Raw genomic sequence first — 15,210 nt, 5'->3', positions numbered from 1 at the left:
AAATCCTTCAGACCACTCTGGCAACGCGCATTGGCGGCCGGTTTGCTTCCACGAGTTTCAACAGGAACGGCAGGCTGCCCATGACGAGATCGTAATCCTGGACGAAATCGATCAGGCAAGCGATTTCATCGACACCCATCTCCGCCAGTGTGTCCACCGTCGGCTGGCAGCTTTCGGGCGTACCGATGAGGGACCTGCCTTTCATGAAACCCTCGATGCCGAATTCGATCAGGCTATCGAGGTCGTCATCGCTGAAATTATCAAGCGTTATGTCGACACCCATGCTCCGTCCAAGACCTTCAAGCAGGTGATAATGGGTACGGAGATAATCCCCGAACGGTTTGGAAACATTGGATTTGACCTTGCCGGTGTCGTCGCCCAGGAAGGTGTGCACCATCATGCTGACGGTTCCCGCAGCCGGATCGTGACCATGTTTTTCCCGCGACTTGCGGTAGGCTTCAATCTTCGGCGCGAGCGACTCTGTCGTCTCGCCAAGCAAGGCCGTCAGAACGTTGAGACCACGGCGGCCTGCTTCAATAAAAGTCTCCGTGGACTGGCATGCAACCCAAAAGGGGATACGCGACTGCACGGGTCGTGGCAGGGTTTTCGCATCGACGACATTACCCTCCGCATCCTCGAACGAGGCCGCCTCGCCGGCGAGAAGCCGGGCGATCTGTTCATATGAGCGCCACATGGTGCTTCGGCGGTTTCCGTGTGGCTCCTTCGAAAAGATGAATTCATCTTTCGTCCAGCCGGCCGCGATTGCAATGCCTGCCCTGCCTCCGGAAAGATTGTCAACGACCGCCCATTCCTCCGCCACGCGGGCAGGATGGTGCAGGGCGGCAACAACGCTGCCGGCTCTTAGCTGAACCTTGCGCGTTACCATCGCCAGTGCAGCACTGACGATCGAAGGATTGGGGTAAAGACCTCCAAATGCGTGGAAATGCCTTTCCGGTACCCACAAGGCTTCGAGGTCGTTCGCATCGGCAAATTGCGCACTGTCCATCAGCAGGCGGTAATTTTCCTGACCCGGACGCGACCCGTCACCGTCAAAATAAAAAAGGCTGAATTTCATCAGAATGATCCCGATTGTGTGTGAACGTTGTCGACGTCTTCAACGGCCGGCCTCTACGTCATCAAGCATCGAGGCAAGGATATCCACCTGACGATTGCGGGCGTCGAGCCCCTCCTGTATGACCTTGGCGAGACCGGCGGCTGTTGGTGCGTCGAAAAGCAGGGCCCGCATTGGAATTTCAACGTCGAAGCGCTTCCGAAGCCGGGCGACCACCTGGATGGCGAGCAGCGAATGACCACCGAGTTCGAAGAAATTATCGGCGATACCAATGCCGTTTATCCCGAGAAGCTCCGCCATGATGGCGACGACCTCTTCCTCAAGCGCCCCCCGTGGTGCAGCATAGGTCGCTGATACCCCAACGCGGGCGGATTTCTGGATACTGGTTGTGGCCTCGTCGGTACCGTGAGCATCCGCTGCGGGGCGGTTTTTGAGATCATAGGGCGTTGCCACGATTGAAGCCGGCGAAGCCTCCGAAAGGACCATCGCCGTGACCTGCCAAACTTCCTCCGGGGTTATTTCCCTGTGGGCTGAATGACCAGTCTCCGTCGCGTGGACCGATGCGCAGGCATCCCAATTGACGGATTTCCAGACCGGGCCTGATCGCCGTTGTTTTGTGGAGACGAAAGCATCCAGATAAGAATTTTCCGCGGCGTAACGACCGAGGCCCCTACCGCCAACGATCGATGAGAGCGACGACTGGACGAGTACAAACATACCGCTACGCTGTCCAATAACACGATCAAGAGCATCGATTGCGCCGGACTTTACGGTTCGAAGGCTTCTCGTGTCGAAGTTTTCACTGCTAAGCAGGCCGAAGTATTGATAGCCCATGGCGGCTGTGTGGAAAGCACCCTTTACCCGACCAAGGCTTTTCTCGCCTTCTTCCAGCGCGGACCGAAGCCATGACGCATCGCTGACATCACCAGAAAATAGAAGATAGTCTTTTCCTGGCGTTCCCAGCGACCTGAGCGTCTGGATGAAAAGGCTGACCGGATGGCGGGGGCTATGGGATGCAAGCCATCGCTCCCAGTCCGGCACCAGCGGAATTCCCGCACGACCCGCCAGAATGACTTTCGCTCCAGCTTTGATGAGGGCGCGGGAATAGACAAGCCCCAGCCCTTCCAGAAGTTCGCCTATGACAAGATAGGTTTCACCGGGCTTTGCAACAGGGCGATCTGCTGCCCCGCTGAGGTCAACCCGCTCATGGGAGAGCGAGAGCAAAATACCGTCACGAAGGGCATAAATCTGCTCTCCTTCGACAAACGGCGAGGAGATGACGTCCCGCAGGTACTTTGTGGCATTTGCCGGCGGACCCTGAAGATCGATACTGCGGCACAACAATCCCGGTAGTTCCTGACCCAACATGCGCGCCAGCCCGTTGATCCGGGCTCTCGCGGGCTCGACACTGTCGGCGGCGAAAATCCCGTGCATGGCCCTGCCGACAAATGTCACATCCGGGCGCTGGTTGCCGCTGGCAAGCGTTCGGGCAAGGTTAATCGCGAAATTCCACGCGGCATCCGGCAGGTCCGTCTCCGCCATTCCAAAACCGCTGACGATCTGATCCGGCGTCCAGTTCCTTTTGGCAAGATCATCGAACAAAGCAACGAGATGCTCCGCTTTGGCCGGATCGATCGTATAGGCTTTCTCCGAAATGTCGAATATAGCACCCCCGCGAACAACAACCGCATCAATCCCGTCCGGAATGTCGAAAAGAGCCTCGGTACCGAAAACGAGCCAGCAGCCTCGAGCGCTTGATGCTGCCCCGTTTTTTAACGGCCGTGTCTTCCACACCGGCTGATGGAACCATTCGGCCATCGGTCTGTGGGTTGCGGGTGCAGCCACGTCCCGTCCACTTACGGGCGGCGCAATCCAGTATGACTGACGCTCGAAATGATATCCCGGCAACCCAACGCGGCGACGCGGCGGCCCGTCTTGAAGAGACTCCCAGCGGACATCAATGCCTGTCAACCACAGCTGTCCGAGGGCCAGCAGCGCATGGTCGGCAGCATCAGCCGTTCCGGCCGCATCCGGCAATGACGTGACGATGCGGCAGTCATCATTCGCCTGCTGGCGCGCCAGCCGTGAAAGCGTTGAGCCGGGCCCGACCTCAAGCAGGACGGGAGCGGAAAGATCGAGAATATGTTTCATGCCGTCGCTGAAATTTACCGCCCTGCGTAGATGTTCGGCCCAATATGCCGGGTTGCAGGCCTCTTCAGCCCGCAGCCAGTTTCCGGAAAGATTGGACACCACATCGATTGCCGGCGCGGAGAGAGCGATGCCGTCGAACAAGCTTGCAAACTCCGCAAGGATCGGCTCCATCGCCGCGCTGTGAAACGCATGGGATGTCCTGAGCAGCCGGCACCCTGCCCCGTCTCTCTCCAGACGTTCGGCAAAATTATGCAGAGCCTCCGTGTCGCCAGCGACGACGCAGCTGCCCGGCCCGTTCACCGCGGCTATTTCCAGCCCGTCATCCAACCTGGCACGGAGATCAGCCTCGGGCAGCATCACCGACAGCATTGCGCCGGGCGCGCAACCCTGCATCAACCGCCCCCGTGCCAGCACCAGGAACACGGCATCCTTGAGGGAGAAAACCCCTGCCAGGCAGGCCGCCACATATTCGCCGACGCTATGGCCGATCATTGCCCGCGGCTGCAACCCTTTCTGCATCCACATTCTGGCCACCGCATATTCAACGGCGAACAGGGCGGGCTGGGTGCGGTCAGTGCGGTCCAGCCCGGTATCTGAGGCATCCGCCCCTGCAAGAAGCAGTGCCCGGATTCCAAGAGCGTCGGGTATCAGTAACAGGCATTCATCCAGCGCGGTTCGAAAGTGCTCCTCACGCTCATAAAGCGACCGGGCCATTCCCACATATTGGCTACCCTGGCCAGGAAACATGAACACCAGGCTTGGATCATGCTGCGGGATCTGCCCCGTGGCGAAACCGGGTCCGAAGGCAGTTTTCAGTCTCTCGGAGGCATCGGATAGTGTCGTCGCGAGCGTGATAGAACGGTGGCTGAAAGCTTCCCGTCCCTTCTGCAGCGTATGGGCCACATCGGCGAGGGATACCCCCTCATTTTCTCCGATTTTCGCGAGCGCGTCAGAAAGGGAAGATTGCATCGCGGCGAGCGATGCGGCCGAGCGCGCCGAGAGCGGCAGCAGCAACGCGCCCGTCTCGTCTTCCGGCGATTCTTGTGGTGCGGGTGCTTCCTCGATGATCACATGGGCATTGCTGCCCCCCATGCCGAAAGCGCTGATCGCGGCGCGGCGCGGCCTGTCGGCGTCCGCTTTCCAGTCTGACTTGCCTGCGGCCACCCGGAAGGGACCGCTTTCAAAATTACAGGCGCTGCTGGGCGTCGTGAAGTTGCCACTTGCGGGCAGGCATTCATGCCGCAGCGCAAGGACAGTCTTGATGAGCCCACCGATGCCGGCCGCGGCATCCATATGCCCGACATTTCCCTTGAGCGAACCGATGCGGCAAGTACGGCCTTCGGCACGAAGCGACGGCCCGTAGATGCGGTTCAGCGCGGTCAGCTCGATCGGGTCGCCAATCGCTGTCGCGGTTGCGTGCGCCTCCACATAATCCACCGCCGAAGGAGCGATCCCCGCATTGGCCAGCGCTTTCTTGAGAACCGAAGCCTGACCTTTGACGCTCGGAGCAGTCAATCCGACCTTGGAGCTGCCGTCGTTACCGATCGCCGAACCAGCAATGACGGCATAGACCGTATCGCCGGCCGCCCTCGCATCGCCGAGGCGTTTCAGGATCACGGCACCGACGCCGTTGGTGAATATAGTGCCGTTCGCAGCCGCATCGAATGGCCGGCATTGGCCATCGGGAGCACCGATGCCACCCACTTCATAGAGATAACCGGCAGGTTTGGGCTGGCCGACGGAAACTGCACCGGCCACTGCCATCTCGCATTCACCCGCCAGCAATGCCTGAACGGCGAGATGCACCGACACGAGCCCGGTGGCGCAGGTTGCCTGGACGCCAACACTCGGACCGTCAAGATCGAGGTGGTAGGCGACACGAGATGCGATCATGCCGGAAACATTGCCGAGCCCCGCCTGCAGCGGCGCTACGCTGTCGCGCAGGGAAGGGTCGGAATGGATATGGGTAAAGTGATAATTCAGCGAACCGCCGGCATAAACACCCGTGCAGCCCCGGCTTTTCGCGCTTCCGTAACCGGCATGTTCCAGCGCGTTCCAGGCGCATTCCAGAAACACCCGTTGCTGCGGGTCGAGCAGCTGCGCCTCCCTTGGCGCATATCCGAAAAACCCGGCATCGAAAGCGGTCGGGTCGCTGAATCCGCCCCAGACCCTGACATAGTCGGGCTGACCCGCCAGTTGACGGTCGACTCCGGCGCTTTCGAGGTCGGCATCCGTTACCGCCGTCAATCCAGAACCGCCATCGGCAAGCAATTGCCAGAAACCATCAATGTCATCAGCACCGGGAAAACGGCCTGCAAGGCCGATGATGGCTACACGCTCATCCTGACGTTTCTGAAAAGTCTCCAGACGCTCCCGCGCGTCGCGCAAGATTCCGAGCAATGTCGCCTGATTGGGCTGACTGTCGGCCCCGGCCTGTTGTTTTACGTTCATCGGCGATGGCTCCGATCATCGATTGTATGAAAAGCGTGAGATTATTTTCGGCCTGTTCCAGCCTGCAGAAGTGATGACAGGGCAGCCAGTTCGTGCGACAAGTCGCTTTCTTCCCGTGCTTCATCCGACTGGGAATTCTTCGCCGGCTTATCCTGCACCTGCGCCGACATCTCGGGGGTGAGGAGATCGCTGCACAGATGCTCCACCAGCGCGTCGATCGTCGCGTACTCGAAAAACAGCGTCGGCTGCGTTCTGATACCCAACTCACGCTCCAGCGTTCCAGCAAGGCCGACAAGCGCCACGGAATCCAGCCCAAGATCAAAAAAACCGGCACTTGCAGCAGGCAGGGTTCCGGCAGGAAGACGGGAAAGCCATGACACTTCCTCCCTGATCCACTGCCGAAGCAAAGCCGGATATCGGGACCGATCAACCTGCGCCAATTGTTGCGCCCAGTCTGGAACCGCACCCGGGTCGGCAACGGGCCTGAAACTCGCCTGCGGGGCGGCCTCCCAACGCTCCACCATCTTGAGATTGCCGTTCAGTAGATCCTGACGGCAGGCAAAACGCCGGACCTTACCGCTCGGCGTGCGCGGCAGGCTGCTGGGACGGATGAGGACTATGATGGCGAGTTTGAGCTTGTGAACACGGGAGATGGCCCCGCGAATGGCTTGCAGGACGGCTTCGGCATCCAGATTGCGCAGCCCCTCACGGGTAAGCTCGCAGACGAGACCGACCTGTTCCTCACCGTCCACATCAAGCGCAAAAGCACCCGCCCGCCCCTGTGCAAGCGCGGCATGCGAAGAGAAGGCGGTCTGCTCTATGTCCTCAGGATGATGGTTTTGCCCCCTGATGATGATGAGATCCTTGAGGCGACCGGTAATGAAATATTGCCCTTCATGGCGAAAGCCAAGATCGCCCGTTCGGCGCCAGCCACCCTCACCGGCAATTTTCTGGTCGAAACTTTCCGCGCTTGCTTTTGCTCTCGCCCAGTACCCGGGCGTGACATTAGGGCCACGGATCCACAATTCGCCGACCTGCCCATCGTCAAGCAGCCGGTGCTGCTCAGGCTCCACGACAAAGATCTCGATATCCACTCCGGGACGCCCACAGGCCGCCAGTTCGATTGCATCATGCTCATCCGCTCCAGCGGCGAGCGGTAGCGCCGTTCCCTGCTTTGCCAGCGTTTCACGCTTGAAGCTTCGCAATTGCGGCGGATCGGATGGGGCATTGCCGGTCAGGAAAAGCGTGGCTTCGGCCTGGCCATAGCAGCAATAGAAGGCGCCGTGCCGGAAGCCATGGTCGGCAAACAGGGCGCTGAAGCGTCTCAGCGTGTCCGGGCGCACAGGCTCCGCCCCATTATAGGCGATCCGGACCGCGGAAAGATCAAGCCGCGCGGCCCCTTCCGCACTGTAGCGGTCGGCGCAATGCTCGTAAGCGAAATTCGGTCCGCCGATAATGGTCGCCCTGTTTTGTGTCGCCAGTTCAAGGAACCGCAGCGGCCGCCGCAGAAAACTCGCAGGTGCCATGATCGACACCGGAAATCCGTTGAAGATCGGCGACAGGATGCCGTCGATCAGCCCCATATCGTGATAATGGGGCAACCACGTCGCGGACCGGTCCTCAGAGCCATAGTGAAATGCAAGGCTGATCTGCCGCAGGTTGGCCATCAGGTTGGCATGGGTGACCATGACGCCTTTCGGATCGCTGGTCGAACCGGACGTATATTGCAGAAATGCAATCCGGCTTCCGTCGAGAACGGCGGGCGCGCTTGCCGAAGGCGTAAGATCGCGCAGAGAAATATCGGGATCGGCTCCTGAAGGCGCAAGGCAGAATCCGTGACCGATGGCCCTTTGGAGCGGCTCGAGCAGCTCCTTCAATTCGTCAGCGCAAACAATTCCCGAGATGCCGGCGTCTTTCGCAACATGCAACCAACGGTGTATTCCTTCATTTCGCCGTGGCGCCGGGACAGGCACAGGAACGGCACCGGCATGCAGGCATCCGAGGAAGGCTGCGATGAATGCGAGACCAGGCGGGTAAACGATGAGAACCCTGCCGCCCTGACCGACGAGACCCGTTCTGGAGATCTCATCAGAAACAATCTTAACGCGAGCATTCAATTCACCCCATGTCCATCCGTCACTACGGCTTTCACCGATCGTTCCTGGGTCATCGGGGTAAAAACGGAATGCCTCATCTAACGGCCGGACTGCGGCTAAATCCTCAAGCCTATGTATTATCGTTATAAAACCACGTTCTCCAGATGGCTTTCGAGCGAACATCGGCATGATCTGCATCTGAAAAAACTCCTGACGTCGGGCAACCATTATCCGCTACGACCAACCATAGGATGTTCATCGTACTGATTGCACACACTCACCCGCCAGCAGCGGACGTCGCGGTCCGCTGCTTCTCGATGGCAACAATTACCTCTTGCATATAATTCTTGAATCGCTTAGTCAAGAATAAGAAATTGAAATTGATGACCGGTTTCGGGCAGCTGAATATGCAATTGATGGTTGTTTTACCGATGAGTACTCTGCTGCGCAACGCCGGCCTGAAAAGGCAAGCTATTCGTTGTCCGGATCGTGTGAAGCCGACACAGCCAAGGGGCGGCTTATGAATTACATCGAGCCAGTCGAGACCCTCATAACCCGGCTTCATCAGAACAATATCCGTGTCTGGATCGATGCTGGAAGCCTGAAATGTTCAGACCCTGATGGTCGCTTGAACGATGCCATGATGAGCGAAATCCGGACCAGAAAAAACGACATTCTGGCGTTCCTCAACATGATGCATGCGGACTTTGACGCAATCGGCCAGAATGATATCCCTCCCCGTCACGAGACTTGCCCGCCGCTGTCATTCGCCCAGGAAAGACTGTGGCTGATCGACCAGATCTATCCGGGCTCGGCATTACACCACATCGGCATTGCGCTCGAAGTCCGCGGCACTCTCGACCTCGATGCGCTGAGGGCGGCGCTCGCCGCTGTCATGAGCCGCCACGCGGTGCTTCGCGCCCGCATATACAGCGACAATGGCGCGCCGAGACAAACCATATCCGCACATTGTGACACGCCTTTTTCCGTCCTCCAGATTTCACTCGCCGATGCGGCGATGGAAGATGTCATTCATGCGGAAACGAGCAGACCCTTCGATCTTGCCGCCGAACCGCCCATCCGCCTGCTCATTGTCAAGTGCGGCGATGGCCGCTATGTCCTCGTTTTTACGCTGCACCACATATGCGCCGACGGCTGGTCTACTGAAATCCTGCTGAGAGACCTCGGCGCGTTTTACAGCGCGCAAGTGTCAGGCAGCGCGACGCCGGAAGCTGCGTTGGCGATACAATATGGCGACTTCGCCGCATGGCAGCGCGAGCGTCTGGCGGCGGAAACGGCAGGAGCGCTTGAGGAATTCTGGAAGCAGCACCTTTCTCAGCCTTTGCAGACCACGCAGCTGGTAACGGACATGGCGCGCAGCGCAGGCCATGGCCACGCGGGTGAACTGCACGACTTTTCGATCGATAAAGCGACAGCCGATGCGCTGCGAAAGATTGCCGCCGCGCATGGCACGACGCTGTTCACGGCGCTTTTTACCGCCTTTAACCTGCTGATCCACCGCTATACCGGGCAGACCGATCTGGTGATCGGCACGCCCGTCGCCAACCGCCCGCATGTGGAGACGGAAGAACTGGTCGGGCTGTTCGTCAATCCTCTCCCCGTCAGATCGCGCATCGATCCCTTCGGCAATTTTGAAAAGGCCCTGCGGCAAACACATGAGACCCTGCAGCAGGTTATCAGCCATCAGGACATGCCGTTCGAGCGCATTGTCGATATGGTCGGCGTGCAACGCGATCCCGACAGCCACCCGCTGTTTCAGATAAAATTTCAGCTCGACGCAGCACCACACGAGCGCATCCGGCTTCCCGGGCTGGAAATGCGCCGGCTGGCGCGCCAGGACAAGGTCTCGAGGCTGGACCTATGCCTCGATCTACGCGAGACGGAAACCGGGCTTTCCGGCACAATCGAATACAAGACCGCGCTGTTTCGCGCCGAGACGATCGGCCTGTTTGCCAGTCATTTCCAGCAACTGCTGAAATCCATCGTCGCCACCCCCTCCCTGCCGATCGCCACTCTTGCGCTTTTGACACAAGAAGAGCAGCAGCAGCGGATTTGCGACTTTAACAACACGGTGCAGGAACACGCAGGCCCGCAATATTTTCATGAATTGTTCGAAGCACATTCGGCGCGGGCGCCGCAGGCCGTGGCGCTCATCATGCCGCAGGCGGATGCCGATGATATCATGACATATGGCGAGCTTAACGCGCGCGCTAACAGGCTGGCGCGCCTGCTGCGCAGTAAAGGCGTTACTGCAGAAACGGTCGTCGCAATCTCGCTGCCGCGCAGCTTTGACATGATCGTGGCCTGGCTTGCAGTCTGGAAAGCAGGCGGTGCCTATCTGCCTCTCGATCCGGATTACCCCGCGGAGCGGATTGGCGCGATGCTGTCGGATGCAGATGCCCGGCTTGTCGTCAGCCACAGCTTGATCGATCTTCCGCCGACAGCCGACCGGCTCAATCTGGATGAGGACTTCCCCCACGAGGAACCCGCCGACAACCTTGAAACGGTCACTTATCCGTCGCAGCTGGCTTATGTGATCTACACGTCAGGCTCGACAGGCAAGGCAAAGGGCGTCCTTGTCGATCATAGCGGGCTGATCAATCTGACGAGGGACAAAATCCGCGCCTGCGACGTCACGGCCGACGATTGTGTGCTGCAGTTCTTCAGCTTCAGTTTTGATGCCTCCATTCCTGAACTCGTCATGAGCCTCGGCGCCGGTGCCAGGCTTCTTCTTCTACCCGGATATGCGACCCTTCCCGGCGCCGAACTGGCCGGCATCCTGCACACGCGGCATGTGACACACCTGACAATGACGCCATCGGCCCTGCTCTCCCTGCCGGTCGATGACCTGCCGTCGCTGCGCACCGTTCTGGTGGGGGGAGAAGTTCCCATGCCTGAACTCATCGAAAGATGGGGAAAGAACCGTCGTTTCATCAATGCCTATGGCCCGACCGAAACCACCGTCAATGCCAGCATGGTCGATATGGGCGGGGGGCGTGCCGGCCTGCCGGTGCTGAGGCCCGCGGCAAACAAGCAGCTCTATGTGCTTGATGAAAATCTCGAGCTGTTGCCCTTTGGCGTGCCGGGAGAACTTCATATCGGCGGCTGCGGCGTTGCCCGCGGTTATCACGATCGGGCGGCGCTGACGGCCGAACGTTTCGTTCCCGATCCATTCGCCACAGACGGGCGCGCGGGCGTGCTCTACCGCACCGGCGATCGCGCCGTGCTGCTTGCCGATGGGCGGGTCCGCGTGTCAGGACGGCTGGACAGCCAGGTCAAGATCCGTGGATACCGGATCGAGCCTGGGGAAATAGAGGCGGGCCTGCTTGCCCACCCGGCCATCGTTTCGGCGGCGGTGGCGGTGCGTGACGACGGACGCGGCGGCAAAAGGCTCGCCGCCTATGCGGTTCCTCAAACCGATCAGGACGCGGCAACCAGATCCACGCCATCGGAAATCCGCGCATGGCTGGCGAACCGCCTGCCGAAATTCCTTGTGCCCGACACGTTCGACTGGCTCGAGGCGCTGCCGCTTACCGTCAACGGCAAGATCGATCCCTTAAAGCTTCCCGCGCCGCGCGCCGAAACAGATCCCGATGGCCGGGCGCCCGAAGGCGAGATGGAAACCCGGATAGCCAGTGCGTTCGGACATATTCTGAATATTGATCAGGTTGCCGCAACCGACGATTTCTTCACGCTTGGTGGCCACTCGCTGCTGGCCACCCGTTTCTGCGCCGTTGCAAAGGAGACGTTCGGCCTCGATATCGGCGTTCTCGATCTTTTCAACGCCTCCACGGTGGAAGCGCTGGCAAACCGCCTGCGGACAAGAGACGCCGGTAAAAGCGGCAGCGACGATGAAACCATGCTGCTGAAGCGCGATATAAAACTGGACGATGCAATCCGTCCAAGCGCAACGCCAAAAGCCACAAGCGACACCGCCCACGTTTTCCTGACGGGTGCAACCGGCTTTCTCGGAACCTATCTTCTCCACGAGCTGCTTCGCGACCCCGCGAGAAAAGTCACCTGCCTGATCCGTGGCGACGATGGAATGAGCCGCCTGCGGCAGGCCTTCCGGCAATATGACTTGCCCCAGTCCATGTTGACGGAACGCGTGACGATATTGGCGGGCGAGCTTTCCAAACCGGGCCTCGGGCTTGCCGCCGGGGACTACGACAATATTGTCCGGAATGCCGATTGCATTTTTCACAATGGCGCGGAAGTCCACCACCTTCATCGGTACGAGCGGCTGCGCGAGACCAATGTGCTTGGAACCCAAGAAATTCTCAAACTCGCCTGCGCGGGAGCGGGCCGGCACGTTCATTACGTCTCGACGCTCAGCGCCCTGACGCCGCGCCGCGGTTCTAGCAGTGTTCGGCCTGTCTGCGAACTGGAAAGCGTGGAAGGGTTTGCCCCGCCCGCCGGCGGTTACAACCGGAGCAAATGGGTCGCGGAGCATCTCGTCAACGAAGCCGGCAGGCGAGGATTGCCGGTGACGATTTACCGGCCGGGAGCCATATCGGGCGACAGCGTTACCGGCGCCTTCAACGGCTCGGACATATTGTGCCGTCTGGTGCAGGCCTATCTTTACACCGGGACAGCGCCGGAAGGCGAAAGACTGCTCGATATGCTGCCGGTCGACCATGTGGCCCGGGTGATTGTGTATCTCTCCGGCAAACAGGCTTCGGCAGGACAGGTTTTCCACCTCATTCATTCCTCCCCCGTTTCAAGCGCCCGCCTCTTTGAGGCCTGCGAACTGGAGGGGATCGAACTGAAACGGGTTTCGCAGCGGGAATGGCAGGACATGCTGAGCGATGTGGCGCGCGGAACGCCAGACCACCCGCTCTATCCATTACTGGGACTGCTGCGCTCGCCTTCCGCCGCCGGCAAGAGCGATGAAAAACAGATGCGCAACTTCGATTGCCACCTCACACAGGCGGCAATGTCCGACGCACCATTCCGCGAACCGGCCCTGACATTCGAGCTTTTGCGGACATATCTGCGCGCATTTGCCAAGGCCAACTTTCTGAACGCGGCGTCCGATGACGCGCGAAAGCAGGGTGAACGATGAGCACAGTTATATCAAGCGAAGCCAGCAATTACGACCATTGGGCCTGGCTCTACAACCACACGCTTGGCCCGCGCTATAGCGAGCAGAAGATCGCTCCCCTGGCACGGGCGGTTCTTTCGCAACTGCCGGACGGCGCTTCGGTTCTCGATCTCTGCTGTGGAACGGGACATCTTGCAAAGCTGATGGCTGAGCGCGGATATGCCGTCACCGGGCTGGATGGTTCGCAGGACATGATAAACCATGCCCGCGGCAACGCACCGGATCTTGAATTCGTTCTGGGTGACGCAAGGGATTTCACCTTTGAGCAGCCCTTTGACGGCGTGGTCTGCACCAGCGCATCGCTGAACCACATCCAGAATAACGAAGACCTGCGGAAGGTTTTTTCAAGCGTCCGCCGCTGCCTGAAAGATGATGGAATTTTTGCTTTCGACATCAACCATCCCGGCCAGATGACGCGCTACTGGCGCGATCTGCCGGCCGAAGGCGAACTCACCGATGAATACGCCTGGCTGATAACGCCCCGCTATAATTCGCAGTCGAACGAGGGTTCGTTCACGGTTGAAATCCATACGAGGTCGAAAGCGGCACGCTTCTCGTTGGCGGAGGCGGCATACAGGCTGGCGGTCCGGCGGCTTTCCAATCGCCGACGGCTTGCTCTCATCGCCCGCTTCGGCATTCCCGGAAACAACTGGCAGCGCCACTCGGTCACCAACCCTGTGTGGGGGCACAATCTGGATACCGTGACCGAGCTTCTCCGGGCATCGGGCTTTTCGGTCAAAATGCGGAGCACCGATGGCGGTCCGGTGACCGATGAGAGAGCAGTCTACTTCCTCTGCACGAAGATTGCCGGCGACCGCGCGGGGCAGGAAGTCACACAGGAGGCCGTCGAATGAATATTCACAATCCCGGCACCGCGACTGACCCAATCGCCGCCATCGTTACCGACTTCAATCTCAAGACGCCGGGTTCGAAGCGCGCCGCCGCCTATAACCGGGATTTCCTTTCGGACAAAAGCTCGATCGGCCTTCCCTTCACGATGCAGACTAAAGAGGCCCTGTATCCCATCGTCGCCACCCATGCCGAAGGCGCCTATTTGCAGGACGTCGACAACAACAGATATGTCGATATTCTCATGGGCCTCGGCACCAATCTCTTTGGCCATAATCCATCCTTCATCCGCGCGGCAATCGAAGCGCAGCTGGCTAAGGGCTTTGCGCTCGGGCCGCAATCCGATCTGGCGGGCGAGACCGCGGAACTGTTTTGCCGTATCACCGGAAAAGACCGCGTCACATTCAGCAACACCGGAACCGAAGCCGTGCAGACGGCCATGCGGATAGCCCGTGCCGCAACGGGGCGCGACAAGATCGTGCTGTTTACAGGCTCGTATCATGGCCATTCCGACCCCGCACTGCATAAGGCCACCAAACTTGAATATATCCGCAGGGGCGCTTTGCTGCGGTCTCATCCGGCATGGCTCGTGGCGCTGAAACCGCTCCTGAGACGCATGGTGCTGACGAAAGCAGTTCCCGGCTTTTCAGGCGTGGCACCCTCCTCCGCCCGCGATATCGTGCTGCTGGAATACGGCAATCCTCGTTCCATCGATTATATCAGGCGTCACGGCGCCAGCCTTGCCGGCGTGCTCGTCGAGCCCGTTCAGAGCCGGAGCCCGGAGCTGCAGCCGCGCGAATTTCTGCATGAATTGCGAAGCGTGACCGAAAAGACCGGAAGCGCGCTGATATTCGACGAGATGATTACCGGCTTCCGCGTCGCGCCCGGCGGCGCGCAGTCCCATTTCGGCATAGATGCGGATATTGCAACCTACGGCAAAATCGCCGGCGGCGGGTTGCCGCTGTCGCTCATCGCCGGCAACGGGCGGTTCATGGATTTCGTCGACGGCGGAGCCTGGGCTTACGGCGACAGATCCTTCCCGAAGGTGGCCCCGACATTTTTTGCAGGAACCTATTGCCGCCATCCGCTGGCGCTCGCAGCCGCAAAGGCGGTTGCGACGCGATTGCTGGAAGACGGACCGGCCCTGCAAGAGGGCCTGAACGCCAGGACGCTGGCATTCGTGGAACGGCTGAACGGCGCACTCAAGGATGCGGGGTTGCCCGTGGCGTTCATGAGCTTCGGTTCGTTCTTCGCCATATCCGCTGCCCGCAGCCGCATCTCGCCGCAGGCTGTCACCATGCTTTCCTTCCTTCTTCTGACCTCCGGCGTTCACCTTCGTGCCGGGGACCGTGGCGGTTTTCTTTCTACCGCCCATAGCGATGACGACATCGCCTTTGTTCACGACGCTGTTCTGCAAAGCCTGACGGCTCTGGCGGACCACCGTCTTCTCGACAGACATTGATCGG

6 protein-coding genes are annotated in these 15,210 nt (G+C 59.7%); 3 read left to right on the top strand and 3 right to left on the bottom strand.

All coding sequences use genetic code 11. From position 1 onward, the window contains the following. Positions 1-7: 7 nt before the first annotated feature. The 3 genes from J5276_RS26655 to J5276_RS26645 are packed head-to-tail and all read right to left on the bottom strand — an operon-like array spanning position 8 to position 7,953. Positions 8-1,075 (bottom strand): LLM class flavin-dependent oxidoreductase, encoded by a 1,068-nt coding sequence (locus J5276_RS26655; RefSeq protein WP_112650645.1) that lies wholly within the window; start codon positions 1,073-1,075, stop codon positions 8-10. 39 nt (positions 1,076-1,114) lie between these two features. Further along, on the bottom strand, positions 1,115-5,674 hold the full coding sequence (locus tag J5276_RS26650; protein WP_209159915.1) for a type I polyketide synthase: 4,560 nt from the start codon (positions 5,672-5,674) through the stop codon (positions 1,115-1,117). 41 nt (positions 5,675-5,715) lie between these two features. Next, positions 5,716-7,953 carry an AMP-binding protein gene (locus J5276_RS26645; RefSeq protein ID WP_236759728.1) on the bottom strand — a complete coding sequence of 746 codons (2,238 nt, stop codon included), beginning with the start codon at positions 7,951-7,953 and terminating at the stop codon, positions 5,716-5,718. Positions 7,954-8,290: 337 nt separating this feature from the next. Here J5276_RS26645 and J5276_RS26640 point away from each other — a divergent pair, with 337 nt between their 5' ends. The 3 genes from J5276_RS26640 to J5276_RS26630 are packed head-to-tail and all read left to right on the top strand — an operon-like array spanning position 8,291 to position 15,206. Continuing rightward, positions 8,291-12,856, top strand: a complete 4,566-nt coding sequence (locus J5276_RS26640; RefSeq protein WP_209159914.1) for a non-ribosomal peptide synthetase — start codon at positions 8,291-8,293, stop codon at positions 12,854-12,856. Continuing rightward, a complete protein-coding gene (locus J5276_RS26635; protein ID WP_065662639.1) occupies positions 12,853-13,749 on the top strand; it encodes a class I SAM-dependent methyltransferase in 897 nt (298 codons plus the stop codon). The genes J5276_RS26640 and J5276_RS26635 overlap by 4 nt, the downstream gene beginning before the upstream one ends. Further along, entirely contained in the window at positions 13,746-15,206 is a 1,461-nt protein-coding gene (locus tag J5276_RS26630) for an aspartate aminotransferase family protein (protein WP_112650641.1), read from the top strand. Before J5276_RS26635 ends, J5276_RS26630 begins: the two co-directional genes overlap by 4 nt. Positions 15,207-15,210 lie beyond the last annotated feature (4 nt).

Origin of the sequence: Agrobacterium sp. S7/73 (assembly GCF_019355535.1) — a bacterium.
GTDB classification, from domain to species: Bacteria; Pseudomonadota; Alphaproteobacteria; order Rhizobiales; family Rhizobiaceae; genus Agrobacterium; species Agrobacterium tumefaciens.
Note: the sequence above shows the minus strand (reverse complement) of the source record. Positions and strands in the feature narration are given on the sequence as shown.